General features: G+C 41.8%; 24 protein-coding genes and 1 pseudogene. 13 read left to right on the top strand and 12 right to left on the bottom strand.

The window, feature by feature from the left end; translation table 11 throughout:
* Window positions 1–39 precede the first annotated feature (39 nt).
* From C6348_RS09385 to C6348_RS09370, 4 genes are all read right to left on the bottom strand, one after another.
* Window positions 40–231 (bottom strand): hypothetical protein, encoded by a 192-nt coding sequence (locus C6348_RS09385; protein WP_034665287.1) that lies wholly within the window; start codon window positions 229–231, stop codon window positions 40–42.
* A gap of 25 nt (window positions 232–256) precedes the next feature.
* Window positions 257–415 (bottom strand): DUF1540 domain-containing protein, encoded by a 159-nt coding sequence (locus tag C6348_RS09380; RefSeq protein WP_008360682.1) that lies wholly within the window; start codon window positions 413–415, stop codon window positions 257–259.
* A gap of 68 nt (window positions 416–483) precedes the next feature.
* Entirely contained in the window at window positions 484–1,530 is a 1,047-nt protein-coding gene (locus tag C6348_RS09375; protein WP_181185487.1) for a cytochrome d ubiquinol oxidase subunit II, read from the bottom strand.
* 21 nt (window positions 1,531–1,551) lie between these two features.
* Window positions 1,552–2,883 (bottom strand): cytochrome ubiquinol oxidase subunit I, encoded by a 1,332-nt coding sequence (locus C6348_RS09370; RefSeq protein WP_066030510.1) that lies wholly within the window; start codon window positions 2,881–2,883, stop codon window positions 1,552–1,554.
* A gap of 175 nt (window positions 2,884–3,058) precedes the next feature.
* Here C6348_RS09370 and C6348_RS09360 point away from each other — a divergent pair, with 175 nt between their 5' ends.
* Window positions 3,059–3,301 (top strand): type B 50S ribosomal protein L31, encoded by a 243-nt coding sequence (locus tag C6348_RS09360; RefSeq protein ID WP_034665302.1) that lies wholly within the window; start codon window positions 3,059–3,061, stop codon window positions 3,299–3,301.
* A gap of 73 nt (window positions 3,302–3,374) precedes the next feature.
* On the opposite strand, the gene C6348_RS09355 is transcribed toward C6348_RS09360, so the two are convergent.
* On the bottom strand, window positions 3,375–4,364 hold the full coding sequence (locus C6348_RS09355) for a metal ABC transporter solute-binding protein, Zn/Mn family (RefSeq protein WP_106042737.1): 990 nt from the start codon (window positions 4,362–4,364) through the stop codon (window positions 3,375–3,377).
* Window positions 4,365–4,576: 212 nt separating this feature from the next.
* Between C6348_RS09355 and C6348_RS09350 the strand changes: the two genes are divergently transcribed.
* Window positions 4,577–5,143 carry a beta-class carbonic anhydrase gene (locus C6348_RS09350; RefSeq protein ID WP_106042735.1) on the top strand — a complete coding sequence of 189 codons (567 nt, stop codon included), beginning with the start codon at window positions 4,577–4,579 and terminating at the stop codon, window positions 5,141–5,143.
* A 1-nt stretch (window position 5,144) separates the two neighbouring features.
* Here C6348_RS09350 and yidD read toward each other — a convergent pair whose 3' ends face one another.
* Window positions 5,145–5,369, bottom strand: coding sequence for a membrane protein insertion efficiency factor YidD (gene yidD, locus C6348_RS09345; RefSeq protein WP_003217666.1), 225 nt, complete (start codon window positions 5,367–5,369; stop codon window positions 5,145–5,147).
* A 126-nt stretch (window positions 5,370–5,495) separates the two neighbouring features.
* Here yidD and C6348_RS09340 point away from each other — a divergent pair, with 126 nt between their 5' ends.
* Together C6348_RS09340 and C6348_RS09335 are read left to right on the top strand one after the other, a co-directional pair.
* Window positions 5,496–5,969, top strand: coding sequence for an S-ribosylhomocysteine lyase (locus tag C6348_RS09340; protein ID WP_003217624.1), 474 nt, complete (start codon window positions 5,496–5,498; stop codon window positions 5,967–5,969).
* A 114-nt stretch (window positions 5,970–6,083) separates the two neighbouring features.
* Window positions 6,084–6,518, top strand: a complete 435-nt coding sequence (locus C6348_RS09335) for a FixH family protein (protein WP_106042733.1) — start codon at window positions 6,084–6,086, stop codon at window positions 6,516–6,518.
* Window positions 6,519–6,525: 7 nt separating this feature from the next.
* On the opposite strand, the gene ytzI is transcribed toward C6348_RS09335, so the two are convergent.
* Window positions 6,526–6,672: a YtzI protein gene (ytzI, locus tag C6348_RS09330; RefSeq protein ID WP_034665318.1), complete on the bottom strand. Its 147-nt coding sequence runs from the start codon at window positions 6,670–6,672 to the stop codon at window positions 6,526–6,528.
* A gap of 131 nt (window positions 6,673–6,803) precedes the next feature.
* Here ytzI and C6348_RS09325 point away from each other — a divergent pair, with 131 nt between their 5' ends.
* The 4 genes from C6348_RS09325 (at window position 6,804) to C6348_RS09310 (ending at window position 8,467) form a co-directional block, all read left to right on the top strand.
* Window positions 6,804–7,241, top strand: a complete 438-nt coding sequence (locus C6348_RS09325) for a Dps family protein (protein WP_003217576.1) — start codon at window positions 6,804–6,806, stop codon at window positions 7,239–7,241.
* 121 nt (window positions 7,242–7,362) lie between these two features.
* Window positions 7,363–7,554, top strand: coding sequence for a hypothetical protein (locus tag C6348_RS09320; RefSeq protein WP_034665322.1), 192 nt, complete (start codon window positions 7,363–7,365; stop codon window positions 7,552–7,554).
* A gap of 156 nt (window positions 7,555–7,710) precedes the next feature.
* On the top strand, window positions 7,711–8,115 hold the full coding sequence (locus C6348_RS09315; RefSeq protein WP_060597096.1) for a phage holin family protein: 405 nt from the start codon (window positions 7,711–7,713) through the stop codon (window positions 8,113–8,115).
* Window positions 8,116–8,158: 43 nt separating this feature from the next.
* Complete coding sequence (locus C6348_RS09310) at window positions 8,159–8,467, top strand: hypothetical protein (protein WP_034665329.1); 309 nt, start codon at window positions 8,159–8,161, stop codon at window positions 8,465–8,467.
* 28 nt (window positions 8,468–8,495) lie between these two features.
* Here the strand turns inward: C6348_RS09310 and C6348_RS09305 are convergent, their stop codons facing one another.
* Window positions 8,496–9,287 (bottom strand): AIM24 family protein, encoded by a 792-nt coding sequence (locus C6348_RS09305; RefSeq protein WP_106042731.1) that lies wholly within the window; start codon window positions 9,285–9,287, stop codon window positions 8,496–8,498.
* Window positions 9,288–9,309: 22 nt separating this feature from the next.
* On the bottom strand, window positions 9,310–9,963 hold the full coding sequence (locus C6348_RS09300) for a TerD family protein (protein ID WP_060597067.1): 654 nt from the start codon (window positions 9,961–9,963) through the stop codon (window positions 9,310–9,312).
* A gap of 249 nt (window positions 9,964–10,212) precedes the next feature.
* Between C6348_RS09300 and ytkD the strand changes: the two genes are divergently transcribed.
* The gene (gene ytkD, locus C6348_RS09295) at window positions 10,213–10,689 is read left to right on the top strand and encodes an RNA deprotection pyrophosphohydrolase (RefSeq protein ID WP_034665337.1); all 477 of its coding nucleotides are present in this window, start codon (window positions 10,213–10,215) and stop codon (window positions 10,687–10,689) included.
* A gap of 33 nt (window positions 10,690–10,722) precedes the next feature.
* On the opposite strand, the gene C6348_RS09290 is transcribed toward ytkD, so the two are convergent.
* From C6348_RS09290 to C6348_RS09280, 3 genes are read right to left on the bottom strand one after another with little or no spacing between them, the layout of a single operon-like run.
* Window positions 10,723–11,469: an ABC transporter permease gene (locus C6348_RS09290; RefSeq protein WP_370876318.1), complete on the bottom strand. Its 747-nt coding sequence runs from the start codon at window positions 11,467–11,469 to the stop codon at window positions 10,723–10,725.
* A gap of 34 nt (window positions 11,470–11,503) precedes the next feature.
* On the bottom strand, window positions 11,504–12,274 hold the full coding sequence (locus C6348_RS09285) for an ABC transporter ATP-binding protein (RefSeq protein WP_034665342.1): 771 nt from the start codon (window positions 12,272–12,274) through the stop codon (window positions 11,504–11,506).
* 15 nt (window positions 12,275–12,289) lie between these two features.
* The gene (locus tag C6348_RS09280) at window positions 12,290–13,291 is read right to left on the bottom strand and encodes an ABC transporter substrate-binding protein (RefSeq protein WP_095286121.1); all 1,002 of its coding nucleotides are present in this window, start codon (window positions 13,289–13,291) and stop codon (window positions 12,290–12,292) included.
* 173 nt (window positions 13,292–13,464) lie between these two features.
* Here C6348_RS09280 and C6348_RS09275 point away from each other — a divergent pair, with 173 nt between their 5' ends.
* The 4 genes and pseudogenes from C6348_RS09275 (at window position 13,465) to C6348_RS09255 (ending at window position 16,528) form a co-directional block, all read left to right on the top strand.
* Window positions 13,465–13,845, top strand: a complete 381-nt coding sequence (locus C6348_RS09275) for a hypothetical protein (RefSeq protein WP_223251546.1) — start codon at window positions 13,465–13,467, stop codon at window positions 13,843–13,845.
* Between the two features lie 135 nt (window positions 13,846–13,980).
* A pseudogene (locus C6348_RS09265) lies at window positions 13,981–15,425 on the top strand (phytoene desaturase family protein).
* A gap of 26 nt (window positions 15,426–15,451) precedes the next feature.
* Window positions 15,452–16,246 (top strand): alpha/beta hydrolase family protein, encoded by a 795-nt coding sequence (locus C6348_RS09260; RefSeq protein WP_034665354.1) that lies wholly within the window; start codon window positions 15,452–15,454, stop codon window positions 16,244–16,246.
* A 39-nt stretch (window positions 16,247–16,285) separates the two neighbouring features.
* The gene (locus tag C6348_RS09255; RefSeq protein WP_003217584.1) at window positions 16,286–16,528 is read left to right on the top strand and encodes a DUF2584 domain-containing protein; all 243 of its coding nucleotides are present in this window, start codon (window positions 16,286–16,288) and stop codon (window positions 16,526–16,528) included.
* Window positions 16,529–16,562 lie beyond the last annotated feature (34 nt).

Here is a 16,562-nt window from a genome sequence, read left to right as displayed (position 1 = left end):
TGTCTCATTAAGAAAGAAAGAGCGGTGATCCGCTCTTTCTTACTCTTCTACAAGCTCGCTGTCGTAAGCAAGCTGTCCGATATAGTGATTCATTTCATTGGGCATGTCTGCTGCATGGCCATATTCATAATCCCAAAGGTTTAAAAAGGAGTGAGCAGCCTGATAAAATGCGGCTTCGTCCGCGTCATGAATTTCGTCAAAAAACGTTTGAAGCAGCCGATCGTGTTTCAATGTGAAGCGCCTCCTTTAATGAGACTTAAAGATCTTGTGGTTTAAACGTTTTACAATCCGTTTCTTCACTTTTTTCAGCCGTATTTCCTGTGTGGCTGACGACATAGATTGCATCTGCCCCACAGCGGTTTCCAGCATTCCAATAGGAACAGTTATTGACTTCACAAAGGATTTTTTGACTCATACAGATGACCTCCTTTTGAGTATGTCTTTCTTCTATAATGTAACCGAAATGAACCTCGTCCATTCATGTTAATCTTCCTGACGAATATAGCGCTTATCCTTCATAAACAATTTCCAGAAGAAATAGAACCCAGGGAATAAGATGATAAAACCTACAATATAGGTGATAAACAATGCTCTAAATGTGACAGGGTCTGTAAATCCAGACATGATTGTAATATCTGGATAGGCCATATAAGGCAAATGGGCACGTCCGTACACGTAGCTTGCTAAAAAATATTGAATGGTAATCGCAATGACAGCTAAACGTGGCCGGCCTTTCCGCTGCTTAAACCGGCTGTTTGGTAAAAATAGAGCCAGTCCTGCTAGCAAAAACATCAGGAGTGATACAAGAAGAATAGGAATGTTCTGCATCATTTTTGTGAACAGCCAATTGGCCTCGCTTCGTAATGTCAGCATGATAAAAAAGGCCATCAGGAGTGAAAGCGGACCCGTAATGAGAGCCCCTCTTCTATAAATGCTGTAAGCTTCATCTTCATCAGCCACATTCGAGAAATCAGCTAAAAGCAAAGACGAAAGAAAAAGGGTGCTGAAAATGGCAAAGCCGACAAAAGAATAGACATTTGCACTCGTAAAGACCAGTCCAAGATCTAATGAGTAGACGTTGTTCTCCTGAAAGATAAATCCACCATGAGTAATCGGAAGAACCATGATCAGGATGGACGGAATGATAAAGCCGCTAATCCCTGAAATGTAAGTAACCGCTTTTCGGTATTTTTTAGGGAGAGAATGAGAAAACACGAGAAACCCGCTTCGCAGTGCAAGTAGTAACAATATGATGCTGCCGGGTATTAATAAAACGGTACCAAGTACAAAGGTCGCACCTGGAAACAAGCTAAACAATGCAACAACAATCGCCACAATGAAGACGTTTGTTACTTCCCATGTTGGAGAAAGATATTTATTTGCAATATTAGCGGCCTTTGTTTGTTCTCTATTCATATAAATCATCGACCAAAATCCTGCGCCGAAATCCATTGATGCCATCACTGCATAGATAAAAACGAATCCCCATAAGATGGTGATTGCAATGAGCGCATCAGTTGTAACATCCATTTGCATCTAGATCGCTCCTTTTTAAGATTCTGTTAACCGTAGGTCTTCTTCAATCGAATGTTTTCTAAAGTAGTACGTCAGTACAATAACGGTTGCTATGCCTAAGATGAGATAGACAATGGCAAAAAGGATAAAGAGCGTACCGATTGAACCGGATGATGTGACGACCTCTGAGGTTTTGAGCATTCGATAAATGACCCATGGCTGACGGCCTGTACATGCAAAGATCCAGCCGAACTCAATGGCCAAAAGACTAAGGGGCCCGCCGAATAAGTAAAGAAAAAGGAGCCACTTCGGATAATGTTCGCGTTTTAAAATTTTACGGTAAAGCAGTGCTAACACTGCAAACAAAATGAGGACTGAGCCAATGATAACCATGCCGTTAAATAATGTGTGAATAAATAAAGGCGGCCACTCGTCACGAGGGAAATCATTTAAGCCTTTGACCACCGTATCAAAGCTATTTCCTGCCAGAAAACTAAGCGCCCAAGGGATTTCAATTGCTCCTTTAATTTCCTGTGAATCGGCATCAGTAAAACCACCTATTGCAAGAGGCGCATGTGATTGTGTTTCAAATAAACCTTCAGCACCGGCTAACTTTTCAGGCTGATATTTATACAGAAGCTGAGCAGACTCATGACCATTTAAGGCCGTAAGAAATGAGAAAAGGCCTCCTACAATAAGTCCAAGAAAAAGGGCTTTTCGATGAAAAGTATAGAGTTTCTCATTCTTTCTTGTTTTGAGCATTTTAAAAGCGGCCACCGAAGCAATCACAAAAGCACCTGTTGTAAAAGCAGACAGCACGACATGTGTCGCAGTCACCACAAAGCTTGGATTGAAAAAGGCCTTCCAAGGCTCGATATTTGTAATCTCTCCATTGACCATTTGAAAGCCAGCAGGTGTTCCTTCAAACGCATGTACGTTTGTGATCAGAATCGCTGAAGCGGCTGCGCCAATCACGACAAAAATAACGGTAATGATGCGCATAGCAGGTGATAGGCGATCCGCTGCGTACACATAAATAGACATAAATAATGCTTCAATAAAGAACGCATAAATTTCAATCTGAAATGGCAGTGACATGACCTTTCCGATGACCTCCATAAAACCTGGCCATAGAAGAGCGAGCTGAGTACCAGCAATCGTGCCTGTTGGAATGGCGACACCTAACAAGACAGCCTGCGCTTTCGTCCACCGTTTGGCCATGACAGCATAGTGAGGGTCCTTCGTTTTTTGGAAGATGAGTTCAGCTAACAAAATCATTAGCGGGATGCCCACGCCAAGCGAGGCATAAATAATATGAAAGCCCATGGTTGTGCCGAACAGGCTTCTAGCTAAAACGAGATCAGTCAATTTTTTCTCCGCCTTTCTTATCGCTTCTCTTTTTCATGATGTTATTATTCTCCACCATTTTTAGATTATTCTTCCTGACTAAGAAAGCTTGATTTTTGACAAGTTGTAAAAGAGGGAGTAGAATATAAATGTAAAGCGTAATCATTACGTTTTGATAACGAAAGGAGTTTTGACATTGAAAAGAGATATTCATCCAACCTCACATGAAGTTGTATTTATGGACGTAAACAGCGGTTACCGCTTCTTGAGTAAATCGACAAAGACATCCAATGAGACAGTAGAATGGGAAGATGGGAAAACGTATCCTGTGATTAAAGTAGAAACAAGCTCTGATACGCATCCTTTTTATACAGGACGACAAAAATTCGGAGAAAAAGGCGGAAGAGCCGAGTTGTTTAAGAAAAAATATCAAATGTAATAAAAAGCACACCCTGAATTGGTGTGCTTTTTTGCAGCAAAGAACCCCGGATGATCACCCGGGGTTCTAGTAATTAATCATTTAAAGCGGTTTTTAAGGTCTTTAGATTTTGTTTCATTAAGCTGATGTAGCTTTCGCCATTTTTGGCATCATCTTCAGTAATAGATTCTAGATTTTTAAGTGTGAGGCTTTTTGCCCCAATTTCACTGCGGATTGTATCTGATACTTTGCTGCTGACGTTGTTTTCAAAAATCACATATTGAATGTGATGCTTTTCAGCTTTTTGTACAATGCTTTCGAGCTGCTTTTGTGAAGGCTCTTCAGAAGCGGATAACCCTAATACACTGATTTGCTCAATACCGTAGCGCTTTTCCCAATAACCGTAGGCTGCGTGAGAAACAAGGATTTCTTTATGTTTTGCTTTAGATAACGTTGTGTTGAATTCTTGATCTAGCGATTGTAAATCTTTTTTAAGTTTTTCATAGTTTTTTGTGTATTCGTCTTTATGATCTGGATCTAATGAAACGAGCGTGTCCTTAATGTTTTTCGCCATTTGCTTTGCATAAACCGGGTCTAACCATGCGTGAGGATCTTTATCTCCGTGATCGTGTCCATCATGGTCATGATCTTCACCTTCATGATCGTGGTCATGGTCTTCGCCTTCTTCATGTGCATGCTCTTCTTTTGTCGATAACAATTTGATGCCTTCGGCTGCTTTGACTGTTTTCACGCCTTGGTCTTTTAACGTAGAAGCGGTTTTATCAGCGAATGCTTCAGCTCCTGTACCGCTGTAGATGAAGGCGTCACCTTCAGCCATTTCAACCATCGTTTTTGAACTTGGTTCAAAGCTGTGTGCATCTGCATTGGCAGGGTACACACTTTGCGCATGAACGTGAGAACCGCCAATTTTTTCAGTGAAATCTTGGATCGGGAAGATCGTGGTGTAAATGGTTAGTTTCCCGTCTGCCTTTCCTTTTGAAGCATTTGTCCCCGTACTGCTTGAGCAAGCGGCAAGACCGATCGCAAATAAAGCAACTGTTAAAATATAAAAGATTTTTTTCATGTAGAAATGTCTCCTCTCAATCTATTAGATAGAAATGATTACGATTTAATGTCCTGAGTTATTGTATCGTAATAATTACGATTTGAAAAGAGGAAAATAAAAAAATTTCATCAGCAGATGTTTCCTTTAAAAAAATGCGCTGCAAAACGTGACGAAATTTCTCACATTGTGCTATATTTATTTTTAAAAAAGATAAAGGAATGGGCAAACGTATGAAACTTTTAGATGAAATCATCGAATATAATCAACAGTTTATTGAAGAGAAGAAATACGAAGAATTTACAACAACGAAGTTTCCACAGAAAAAAGCTGTCATTCTGTCATGTATGGATACAAGACTTGTCGAGCTGCTTCCGCGTGCAATGAACATGAAAAATGGAGATATCAAGATCGTTAAAAGTGCTGGTGCTCTTGTTTCTCATCCATTTGGAAGTATTATGCGAAGCATTTTAGTGGCTGTTTACGAATTAAATGCTGACGAGGTTTATGTCATTGGGCATTATGATTGCGGTATGAGCAAAATAGACAGTCAAACACTTTTAAACAAAGCCATTGAGCGTGGTATTCCAGAAAAGCGTATTGAAGTACTGGAATACTCAGGAATCGACTTTAAACAGTGGCTCAAAAGCTTTAGTTCTGTTGAAGAGAGCGTGAAGGACAGTGTGTCCGTTGTAAAAAATCACCCGCTTCTTCCATCAGATGTGCCTGTGCACGGTCTTGTCATTGATCCTGGAACAGGCAAGCTTGACTTAGTCGTCAACGGATATGAAGAAAAATAAGTTATTTTTCCTTTTTCGGCGGGACAGGATCGATGCCGCCAGGGTGGAGCGGATGACATTTTAAAATCCGTTTGATGGTGAGCCAGCCGCCTTTTAAAGCGCCATGCGTTTTGATCGCCTCTAGCCCATAGTTTGAGCATGTTGGGTAAAACCGGCAGCTAGGCGGTGTAAGAGGGGAAATACATTTTTGATAAAAGCGTATGATGCCGATAAAAATTTGTTTCATAGAGGTTCCTCCTTGTCTGTCTTTCACAGTATAAGAAAAAAGGACAAGGAAGGAAAGTTTTATAAACTAAGCTGGTCGGAGAAATATGTTATAATATAGGAAATTGCAATTATAGGAGTGGTGATTATGCCTTCAGTTGAAAGCTTTGAACTTGATCATAATGCTGTAAAAGCGCCATACGTTCGTCATTGTGGCGTTCATAAAGTGGGATCAGATGGGGAAGTAAATAAATTTGATATTCGTTTTTGTCAGCCTAACAAGCAGGCGATGAAACCTGATACGATTCATACATTAGAGCATTTACTTGCGTTTAACATTAGAACACACTCAGAGAAATACGATCATTTTGATATCATTGATATTTCTCCAATGGGCTGCCAGACAGGCTACTATTTAGTGGTCAGTGGTGCACCTACTCCAAAAGAGATCGTTGAACTTCTTGATGCAACATTCAAGGATGCAGTTGAGGTAACAGAGATTCCTGCTGCAAACGAAGAGCAATGCGGCCAAGCGAAGCTTCATGACCTTGAAGGGGCAAAACGTTTGATGCGTTTCTGGCTTTCTCAAGATCAAGAAGAGCTTCTAAAAGTATTTGGTTAATAGATCATAAACCGGACATGTTGATGTCCGGTTTTTTGAATTCGATCATGAGATGTCAAAATAGGGGATATTTGTTAAAATGGACATGTCAGTAAAAGAAGGGGGAAACTCGGGATGCGAAAAATGTTGGGAATGATTTTGATGCTCATGTTACTAAGTGCATGTGGGAACTCTGCAGCAAATAGCGGCAAAGGGGAGGTGCCTGAGCTATTAGAAGTGAAGCTTACAGGACCTGAGCAAGTGGAGAAAAATGAAAGCGTTATAGTAAAAGCAGCTGTCACATATGGTGATAACCCTGTTGATGATGCAGACGATGTTCAATTTGAAGTGTGGAAAGATGGTGACAAAGATAACAGCAAGATGATTCAGCCAAAGAAAGAGAACAAAGGTGTATATGAATTGCATACAGCCTTTAAAAAAGATGGCCTTTATATCATACAAGTCCATGTGACAGCTAAACAGCAGCATAATATGCCGAAGACGAACATCCACGTAGGTGATGTGAAAAAAGAGAGTTCATCTACTGAAGCAGAAACCTCACATCATTAAGTGCGATTTATTTTGGGTTAGGACGTTGGTTTGGTTCAGCATCCTGTGGTGAATCGATTTTATGCTTATATTCATAAGCCTTCGATGTTGTCCACAGTGATAAAAAGACAACGATTGAGATAATGATAAAGCTGATAATCCCAAGTAACAGCATCTAACTCCCTCCTTATTTCCATATTAACATATATTTCATGCAGTCAAAATAGAAGAAATTCATGGCAGGTTTCAGTATAATAGGAAAAGGGTATTCTCATACTAAACGCAATTACATAAGGAGGAATGAACATGTCTGAAAAATTATTAAACGTCGTCAATAAACAAGTAGCTGATTGGACTGTGCTTTACGTGAAATTACATAACTATCATTGGTACGTAAAGGGAAAAGACTTCTTTACACTCCATGAGAAATTTGAGGAACTTTATACAGAAACAGCGACATACATTGATGATTTGGCTGAGCGTATGCTTGCGTTAAATGGACAGCCTGTTGCGACAATGAAAGAATGCTTAGAAATTTCTAGCATTCAAGAAGCTGAAGGCAATGAATCAGCGGAGCAAATGGTGAAAAATCTATATGATGATTTCTCCAATATCGCAGAGGAATTAAAGCAAGGAATGGAGCTGGCTGGAGAAGTTGGCGATGAAACAACAGGTGATATGCTGCTTGCGATACATCAATCTATTGAGAAACACAACTGGATGCTTAAAGCATTTTTAGGATAATACGAATGTGAAAGGAATGTCGATCATAAGATCGGCATTCTTTTTTGATGGATTTGTGACAGACAGCCCATTGAAATCATAGGGCTTTCAGCCGAAGAGAAAAGAGAAGGGAGGGGAGAAGATGTCTTCCATTGCAGGAATGATGAGTCAGCAAGTCGCGAGCATTCAAAGAACACTCAATATTAGTTTGTTGAATTCGCAGCTTGCTACGAATACAGCACAAGCCATGGTCATGCTGGATCAAGTTCAGCAGCAGCCTCAAGCTGTTCAGCCAAAGGATTCAGACGCTCGCTTTATTGATGTCAGAGTCTAAGAATGGAAGCCGCCGCACAAGGCGGCTTTTTTTCTTGTCATCACTCTGTCCGATTTAAAAGACGACGCCTTTATTTTTTGTCGTCCAAGCTATTGCGAGGATCCGGCATATACTATTGAGGTAAGGAGTTCCACTATGAAAGGATGTTGATGCCAAGTGAGCAAGGATTTAGGCATCTTTTCGTTGTTTACAGTCAGTTTGTCAGCGATGGGCTTTCTGTTTGGTGGAGCAGGATATTTACTGATGATATTAGTAACATTGATGGCCATTGAATTAATTTGTTCAAGCCTAAGAGAATCTTTGACTGGGCAGCTCACAATGAAACGTTTTTTTACACGGCTTGTTCGAAAGATTGTGACGGTCTCCTTAATATCGATGGCGCATTTCTTCGATGTCATGCTGAAGACAAATGGGATGATTAAGGATTTAGCGATCATCTTTTATATTATTTATGAATCTTACCAAATCGTCTCGACAGCCAATGCCCTCGGAATTCCCATTCCACAGTTGTTTATTGATGTGTTGGACATGTTGAAAAATAAATTGCGCAAAAAGCCGTAATTTCTTCATATCTGGTCATACTAAAGGAAAAAGGATGAATCAGATGGCGAGACACACATATTATGTATCTGTACAGGATGGGTCGATATCGCAGCATAGAGATGCGGCGGCTTGGCAATTTCAAATAGAAGCAGATGATGATCAAATTTTGCAGCTGAGAGACTATTTCGATGAACAGTATATGACAGATTGGAAAGGTTTCTTTCGAGCGCATGTTCCGTTTCTTGAATATCATTATGACAGTCCGAATGATGAAATGGATCGAAAAAGACAAGAGATTTACTCAATGATTTATGAGCTCGGGAATGAAGAGACAAAGAACTTTATTGAAACAAATGGATTAATGAATTGAAAAAGCATGTAGAGATTTTCTACATGCTTTATTTTCGCGGTTGTAAGATGCCTCCGATCAGGTCACTAAGCCCGCCTTTATTCTCTTGCTGTGATGTCTGTGAATTAGTGAAATCATGAGAAGAGCTCTGGATTTGAGGCTTGTAGCGGTTATCATCTAAATCAACCCGTAAGCCAGATGTGCGCTCAGATGGCTGGATAATGACAATTTGGCCTTGTTCTTGAAACTCAAATAAGTAGGATTCACCAGATGTTTGTCCAATGAAGGTTTTCCAGTTCACATCTAATTTGACCTTCGGTGCTTTGCCTGTCCAAGCGACAATGGCGTCAGGATCTACACGGCAGGGGGCTTTTAAAATGAGCGGGTTTCCATTCGTTTTAATGGCGACCTGCGCTCCGTGGCCTTGATAGGAGAGCTTTGATGTAAACAGTCCTTTCTGTGATAAAATACCAACGCCTACTGGTGTCACGCCGTAATGACACTCCTCAGTAAAGGCAAGTAGATCTTCACTTTCTACACTTACATGCTGCCAAGGACCGCTCGGCTCAAGATTAATCACTGTCACGTGCTCGCTGGAATCAGCTAAATAACAAGTACCTTGTCCACTCACTTCCATCACCTCAAGGTTTTCACCTGTCAATTTTCTGCTGATGTGGTTAAATACTTGACTGACCATATTTCCTTTATTTGTCCCGAGTAGTCGTTTGCGGTATTGAAACGTTCCTTGATCGGCAATCATTGCGCCTTTTTTCGCAAAAAAGATTCCGCTGCCTTCTGCTTGTAAAGTGAGTTCTTCTATCGTGTTGAAATGAAATCCCATTGGTGCCGGCTCCTTTCCTGCGTCAAGATGTGAATCCGTAGATGCGGCATAAGTCATTTAAATCTAGCGTAGTTCCTTGCCCAGTCGCGATAATTTCCCATTCGTCCTCATCTCTTATGAGTTCAGCGCAAATGATGGAGGTACAATACGAATAATCTTCTGTTAATTGAAAGGTACAAATCTCTTGTTGCGAGATTTGATCAGTAAGATGCACGTAGGCGTTGGTCACTTGTCCAAAATGATGCTTGCGCTCGTGTGCATCATGTATTGTGGCTGTTACGACGATTTTATGAATATCAGGTGAGACTCTGCTTAATTGCATAATGATCATTTCATTGTCTCGATACCCGCCGCCAAATTGATGATCACCAAGATGACGAACAGCCCCGTCTAAGCTTTGCTGCTGATGATAATAGATCAGATGGCTTGGAGACAACAGCTTGTCCTCTTCATTTAAGAGAAACACTTGCGTATCTAAATCAATTGGCTGGCCAGCCAGATCCCAGCCAAGCCCGATATGAATTTGGTCGATATTTGGATTGTCTTTTGTTAAATCTAGCTTTTGTCCTTTGATGAGGTGTTTCTTGATCACCTCATGAGGTGCGTCTTCTTTCTCATTTTTCCTGAGCGGAAGCGCTTGATCTTTCTCTTGTTTTGACCCATTTGTTATACTCATGCTGTTTTCCTCCTCGTCGTGATAGGACAAACCCTTATTGATTTACGTCATCAAGGGATAAAAGGTTTCATGATTAAAATTGGATGAAGTTGGAGATGATAAAAAGGTTTTAGCAACAATAACCTCATTTTAAATACAGACGAGATGAAACCACTCGTTTGTTTCACTTTTGATAAAAATTCTTCAGAGAAATGTGATCTGTGGTATGATGTTTTACAAGAAGCAAGGACAGGATATGAGGGATTTCACATGCATGTATTTAAAGACTATTATCATAATACGGTCAAGCTCTCCTTTGAAGAGAAGCCTTTTTCAAGTCATCCAAAGCATGTTTGGGCCATCTGCCGCTACCAGGGAAAATGGCTGCTCACTGAACATGAGGATCGGGGCTATGAGTTTCCAGGAGGGAAAGTTGAGCCAAATGAAGAAGCAGACCAAGCCGCTATACGTGAGATTCAAGAAGAGACGGGTGCTGTTGTTCGTGAATTAACGTATATTGGCCAATATCAGGTGCTAGGCAGAGAAAAGGTCATCGTAAAGAATATTTATTTCGCTGATATTGAAAGGCTAGTGAAGCAGGACACGTATTTTGAAACGAAAGGACCTGTTCTTTTCGCAGACTTGCCAAGATCTATCGCAAAAAATAAGAATTTCAGTTTTATTATGAAAGATGATGTGCTAAGACAAAGTCTTGCTTATTTAGAAAAGAACGGTTTGATTCGTTAAAAAAAGCGCAGGGAGACCATCCCTGTGCTTTTTTTATTTTTGGAGAAAACGGCGTTCGAGCCATTCCACAAGCTGGTACATGATGGTAGCAAACACAGCAATAATGAAAAGACTTAAGAACACGAGTGTAAAGTTGAAGACTTGAAAGCCGTAAATGATCATGTAGCCGAGCCCTTTTGAGGATACAAGAAATTCCCCTACAATGACCCCAACCCAAGAAAGACCGACATTGACTTTGATGGCAGAAATCATCGTTGGAATACTGGCTGGCAACATGACCTCACGAAAGACGACGCCTTTTTTCGCGCCAAAGGTTTTCATCACCTTTAAATAATTCTCATCGACCTCTTGAAAGGCAGTGTAAATGACGATCGTTGTAATAATCACACTAATGATCGCACCCATCGCAACGATGCTGATCATACCAGGCCCAAGGGCAACAATTAAAATGGGGGCAAGGGCAACTTTCGGCATGGCATTTAAAATGACTAAATAAGGATCAAGAACGTTTGCTAATCGGGTGGACCACCATAAGGCGGCAGCGAGCAAAATGCCGCAAAAGGTACCAAGTAGAAAACCGAGCACCGTTTCAAATAACGTAATACTCATATGATTTACTAAAGAACCATCTGATATTTTTTGCACAAATAATTGGCAGACCGCAGATGGTGAACTGAAAATCAGCGGATCGATGAGCCTGAAATGACTGGCAAGCTCCCAAAGCGAAAAGAAGCTGGCGAATATGATGAACTGATAGATACGTGTGATACGTTTTTCCATTCGGTATTTTTTGCGATAGGCTTCATGTAAAAGGTCACTGTGTTTCAACTGTTTTCAGCTCCTTCCAAATCGTTTGAAAGAGCTCTTGGAAACGCGGGGTCTGTCTCGCTTCGAAAGGAGAGAGAGCCCTTATATCGTCTGGTACGGTAAAGATTCGCTGGATAGAGCCTGGATGCTTTGAGAATAAGAAAATGCGGTCACTCATCGCAATGGCTTCGCCGATGTCATGTGTCACAAGGACTGCTGTTTTTTGATAGTTTTTTAATGTGTGAAAGACGAGATCTTCTAATGTCAGTTTGGTTTGGTAGTCTAGCGCTGAAAATGGCTCATCTAGTAAAAGCAGACCGGGATCAACTGCAAGCGTTCGGGCGAGAGCCGCACGCTGCCTCATTCCGCCAGACAGCTCCTTCGGATATTTTTCCTCTACTTCATGCAGTCCAAACTTTGGCAGTAAATCAAGGGCAGCTGAGGTGGCCTCATGTGAATCTTGTTTCGCAATTTTCAACCCGAGAATCACATTTTCCTTGATGGTTTTCCAAGGAAACAAATAATCTTGCTGGAGCATATAGCCGATTTGATGCTCCTTTTGATTTGGTTCTTTTCCTTCGATTAAAATTCGACCTTCAGAGGGCGGCGTAATGCCTGCGATGATAGACAGCAAGGTGGTTTTTCCGCAGCCGCTGGGACCAATAAATGAGATGAATTCACCTTGGTCTATCTCCATATTGATGTGCTGTATAGCCGTTGTTTTTTCTTTTAAAGAGAAGTACGTGTGGGTCACATGGTCAATTTGAAGGAAAGACATGTGCTACCTCCTATTCTATTTGTGATCTGTGACCTTCTTTGCAATGGATGAATCCACAAGTTGTTTGTACGGGATAAATTCCGGCAATTCACCGCTCTCCTTCATGATTTCCTGCAATTTGTTCCATTCCTCTTCATTCAGAAGGGGATCTGTTGCATAGGAATCTTGCTGTTTGTAGCGTTTGATGGCAGTTGATAAGACATCAAGATCTGTATCAGGAAAATGAGATTGAATGGCCTTTGCGGTCTCCTCCGGCTGCTTGGCTTTTACCCATTTCTGCGCTTTGTAAATGGCACGGGTGAAGGCTTCAGCTGTCTCTTTGTTTTCCTCTAAGTAACTCTTCTTTGCCATGAAGGTAGTATATGGCACCTTGCCAGAAGCTTCTCCAAAGGAGGCGGTAATGTACCCTTTACCTTCTTTTTCAAGTAAGGAAGCGGTCGGTTCGAATAACTGCACAAAATCGCCAGTTCCAGAGGAGAACGCACCTGAAATGTTGGCAAAATCAATATTTTGAATCATGCGAAGATCCTTTTTTAAATCAATGCCTTCCTTTTTCAAGACATATTCACCGACCATTTGCGGCATGCCGCCTTTCCGCTGTCCTAAGAAGTCTTTTCCTTTTAATTGATCCCAAGAGAATTGGTTTATTTCCTCCCTTGAAACAAGAAATGTGCCGTCTGTTTGTGTCAGCTGTGCAAAGTTCATGACAGAGTCCTTTGTGTCTTGAGCCTCTACATAGATAGAGGATTCAGACCCGGTCAGGGCGATATCAGCACCGCCTGATAAGAGAGCTGTCATCGTTTTATCACCGCCCCAAGTGGTTTTCAGTTCAACCTCCAAGCCTTCTTCTTTGAAGAAATCCTCTGATAAGGCGACATATAGCGGAGCATAAAAGACCGAATGGGTCACCTCGGCTACTTGTACGGTCTGCTCTTGTTCTTTTTTACAGGCGACAAATGGAATAAAGAGCAGGACCACGACGATGAATGCCAGTCTGACTTTGATGGAACGATTCAAGAGTAATTCGCCTCCTTTGTTCTAGATCACTATTAAAGTATGTGAAAAGGGATTTTTGGTGAGTGCCTAGATGAAAATAAGAAGCGCATTGTTTATTTATAGAACGCGTCTTTTTTTCTATACTAGGGGAATGAATGCTTTCTTGAAATTGGCAGAAATAAAGGAGCGGTTTCGTGTATAAAGTGAGTTGGGTATTTGTTGGATGGTATTTAGTAGGTCTTATCTTAATGGTCTTTTTTGAAGTGCCAGCATGGCTTCAGTTTGCAAATGGAATCTTTCTTGTGCTGTATGCCTGCTGCGTCATAGAGATTGGGCGGCATATTTATGGCTCATGGGGGCATGTGATCAAAAGGGCAGCCATTGTTGGGGTGCTTACATTTACGGTTGAGTGGGTAGGTATCACAACGGAGTTTCCATTCGGGGCCTATGAACACCATGCTTTATTTAGCTCCTGTCATTTGTTTGATGATGGCTTTGCTGCAGCTGGATGTGCTCAGTATATGCTTAGCCATTCTTTGCTACGGGCTGGGTGTGTCGATCAAAGCGGCAATTGATATCGAGAACGGGAGAACATCTGCAATGGCCTTTTTATTGCCGGTCAGCATATTAAGTTTGATCGCCATTGGCTTTGCTTCTATGAAAATCGGGCTGAAAAAAGAAGGGTATGAATGGAAAGGGAGAAGGTACGAATGAAAAAAGTGATCATCATCGGAGGCGGGCTTGGCGGATTATCAGCAGCGATCCGCTTACAGTCACGCGGGGTTCAGGTCACCATATTAGAAAAAGAAGCAGCTTTAGGCGGGAAATTGCAGCGCCATCAGGGAGCTGGCTACTCTTTTGATCTAGGACCGAGTACCATTACAATGAAGTCATACTTCGAGGAAGTGTTTGCTTCCTGTCATAGACGGATGGAGGATTATGTCACATTTTATCCGATTTCTCCTCTGACCAAAAACGTTTTTTCAGATGGACATACGGTCGAATTTACGCCCAATTTTGAGCAAATGGAATCTCAAATTGCAGCATTCAGTCCTGAAGATGCGAAGCAATACCGTGCATTTTTACAGGAATCAAAGATGTTTTTTCAAAAGGCTGAGGAGCAGTTTTTAAATCGTTTGTTATTGACGTGGAAGGATAAGGCGGATGTAAAGCTCATGAAAGCACTTCTCTTTGTCAAACCGTTTACAACCGTTCAACGCCTGCTGCGTCAATATTTCCGTCATCCGCATACATTGGCGATGTTTGGACGGTATGCTACATACATCGGCTCTTCTCCCTATGAGGCACCGGCTATATTTAATATGATGGCGTATTTAGAAGGGGAGAAAGGGATTTATGGAATAAAGGGCGGTACATATCGTTTAGTTGAAGCATTTGAGACTTTGGCAAAGGAATTAGGCGTACAGATTCACCTCAATGAACAAGTCAACAAGATTCTTGTGAAGGACCGGCGAATCAAAGGAGTAGAGACGGCTCACCAGATGTATGAAGCAGATCAAGTCATTGCAGGGGCGGACGCGCTGACTGTTTACCGCCATCTGATTGATGAAAAAGACCGTCCAAGCTTTTTAAATCAAAAGCTGGCTAATATTGAACCGTCATTATCTGGCTTTGTTCTCTTATTAGGTGTACCTAAAGTCTATGAACAGCTGTCCCATCACAATGTGTTTTTCCCAGAGAATTATGAGCAAGAATTCAAAGATATTTTTCAGAAAAAACAACTGTCTCAGGATCCAACGCTTTACATATGTTATTCAGGTCATTCAGAACCAGCTTTAAGCGGAGGACCGGGAAGAAGCAACCTTTTTGTACTGGCGAATGCGCCTTATGTGACAAAAGAGCAAGATTGGGACATGCTAAAGGAGACGTATCGGCAGCATTTGAAAAGGTTGCCGAATATGAAGCGTTTCAAACTCCGCTTGATCTGCAGCAGAAAACAGGAGCATATCATGGCGCCATTTATGGCATGTCTTCCAACTCGTTCAAGCAGGCGTTCTTCCGAATCAATAATCAGTCAAAGGACATTGAAGGGCTTTGGTTTGTTGGAGGAACAAGTCATCCAGGCGGCGGCACGCCGATGGTGACAAAATCAGGCCAGCTCGTCGCAGAAGCGATCATGAAGCATTTGATGTAAGAACAGATGAAAAGGAGAGAAATCAAGTGATTGTGGAAAAAAGAAGGTTTCCGTCCCCCCATCCGCATATTCACTTATTTACAGTGACCTATGAGGCAGATGGGCTTCGGATCAAAGGACTGCTCGCTGAACCGGCCGGAGAAGGTCTCTATGACGGCTTTTTGTATTTACGAGGCGGCATTAAAAATGTGGGGATGGTGAGACCAGGCCGGATTGTGCAATTTGCAGCGCAGGGCTTTGTCGTATTTGCTCCCTTTTACCGAGGAAATCAGGGAGGCGAAGGGAACGAAGATTTTGCCGGAGAGGACCGGAAAGATGCTTTTGCTGCCTTTCAATTGTTAAAGCACCACAAAAAGGTGAAGCAGGATCGTATTCATATCTTTGGTTTTTCGCGCGGAGGGATTATGGGCATTTGGACCGCTGTTGAAATGAAACAAGAGGCGGCTTCCTTTGTGACATGGGGAGGCGTCAGTGATATGAAGCTCACCTACGAAGAGCGTGTGGATATGAGAAGAATGATGAAGCGTGTGATTGGCGGTCCCCCGCACAAGGTGCCAGAGGCCTATGAGGACAGAACGCCTTTAAATGATGTGGACAAAATTGAAGCGCCTGTTCTCATCATCCACGGAGAAGAGGATCAGAATGTATCGATTGAGCATGCGTATTTACTAGAAGATGCGCTGCGCCAGCACGGAAAGTCAGTGGAGACTTGGTATTTTCACGGATACAACCATTATTTCCCGCCGCAGCATAATCGGGAAATTGTCAGAAGGCTGACGACGTGGATGCACAGCCGGAAAAGCGGAAATGTGGTAAAATAAGCAGTATAACGAAATTTAGAAAGTAGGGGGATTTTCAATATGGGAATGCCTGTTGAATTTAATACAATGATTGTCACGAAGGGAAAAGAGACAAGAATTGAAGAGAATGTATTTGAGCTCATGAAGGAAGGGTACCGCATTTATCCATTAAATATTCCGCTTGAGGTACGTAAAACGAAAGATGGAGAAAAAACAGGGACAGCACACGTTGAAAAGCTGGAGCTGACAGACAATGTGACAAAGGTAACTTACCGTCTCGTGTCATTACATTCAACGAACTAACAAAAAAAGCTGAGGGAATGATTCCCCTCAGCTT

The sequence above is a fragment of the Bacillus sp. YBWC18 genome (assembly GCF_002998775.1).
Lineage (GTDB): Bacteria > Bacillota > Bacilli > Bacillales > Bacillaceae > Bacillus.
Note: the sequence above shows the minus strand (reverse complement) of the source record. Positions and strands in the feature narration are given on the sequence as shown.

Bases quoted from the DNA above. Each gene is read 5' to 3' on its own strand.
- C6348_RS09380 (WP_008360682.1), bottom strand. From the start codon at position 415: ATGAGTCAAAAAATCCTTTGTGAAGTCAATAACTGTTCCTATTGGAAT.
- C6348_RS09375 (WP_181185487.1), bottom strand. From the start codon at position 1,530: ATGGATGTTACAACTGATGCGCTCATTGCAATCACCATCTTATGGGGA.
- C6348_RS09355 (WP_106042737.1), bottom strand. From the start codon at position 4,364: ATGAAAAAAATCTTTTATATTTTAACAGTTGCTTTATTTGCGATCGGT.
- C6348_RS09350 (WP_106042735.1), top strand. From the start codon at position 4,577: ATGAAACTTTTAGATGAAATCATCGAATATAATCAACAGTTTATTGAA.
- yidD (WP_003217666.1), bottom strand. From the start codon at position 5,369: ATGAAACAAATTTTTATCGGCATCATACGCTTTTATCAAAAATGTATT.
- C6348_RS09340 (WP_003217624.1), top strand. From the start codon at position 5,496: ATGCCTTCAGTTGAAAGCTTTGAACTTGATCATAATGCTGTAAAAGCG.
- C6348_RS09335 (WP_106042733.1), top strand. From the start codon at position 6,084: ATGCGAAAAATGTTGGGAATGATTTTGATGCTCATGTTACTAAGTGCA.
- ytzI (WP_034665318.1), bottom strand. From the start codon at position 6,672: ATGCTGTTACTTGGGATTATCAGCTTTATCATTATCTCAATCGTTGTC.
- C6348_RS09325 (WP_003217576.1), top strand. From the start codon at position 6,804: ATGTCTGAAAAATTATTAAACGTCGTCAATAAACAAGTAGCTGATTGG.
- C6348_RS09320 (WP_034665322.1), top strand. From the start codon at position 7,363: ATGTCTTCCATTGCAGGAATGATGAGTCAGCAAGTCGCGAGCATTCAA.
- C6348_RS09310 (WP_034665329.1), top strand. From the start codon at position 8,159: ATGGCGAGACACACATATTATGTATCTGTACAGGATGGGTCGATATCG.
- C6348_RS09305 (WP_106042731.1), bottom strand. From the start codon at position 9,287: ATGGGATTTCATTTCAACACGATAGAAGAACTCACTTTACAAGCAGAA.
- C6348_RS09300 (WP_060597067.1), bottom strand. From the start codon at position 9,963: ATGAGTATAACAAATGGGTCAAAACAAGAGAAAGATCAAGCGCTTCCG.
- ytkD (WP_034665337.1), top strand. From the start codon at position 10,213: ATGCATGTATTTAAAGACTATTATCATAATACGGTCAAGCTCTCCTTT.
- C6348_RS09290 (WP_370876318.1), bottom strand. From the start codon at position 11,469: ATGGAAAAACGTATCACACGTATCTATCAGTTCATCATATTCGCCAGC.
- C6348_RS09285 (WP_034665342.1), bottom strand. From the start codon at position 12,274: ATGTCTTTCCTTCAAATTGACCATGTGACCCACACGTACTTCTCTTTA.
- C6348_RS09255 (WP_003217584.1), top strand. From the start codon at position 16,286: ATGGGAATGCCTGTTGAATTTAATACAATGATTGTCACGAAGGGAAAA.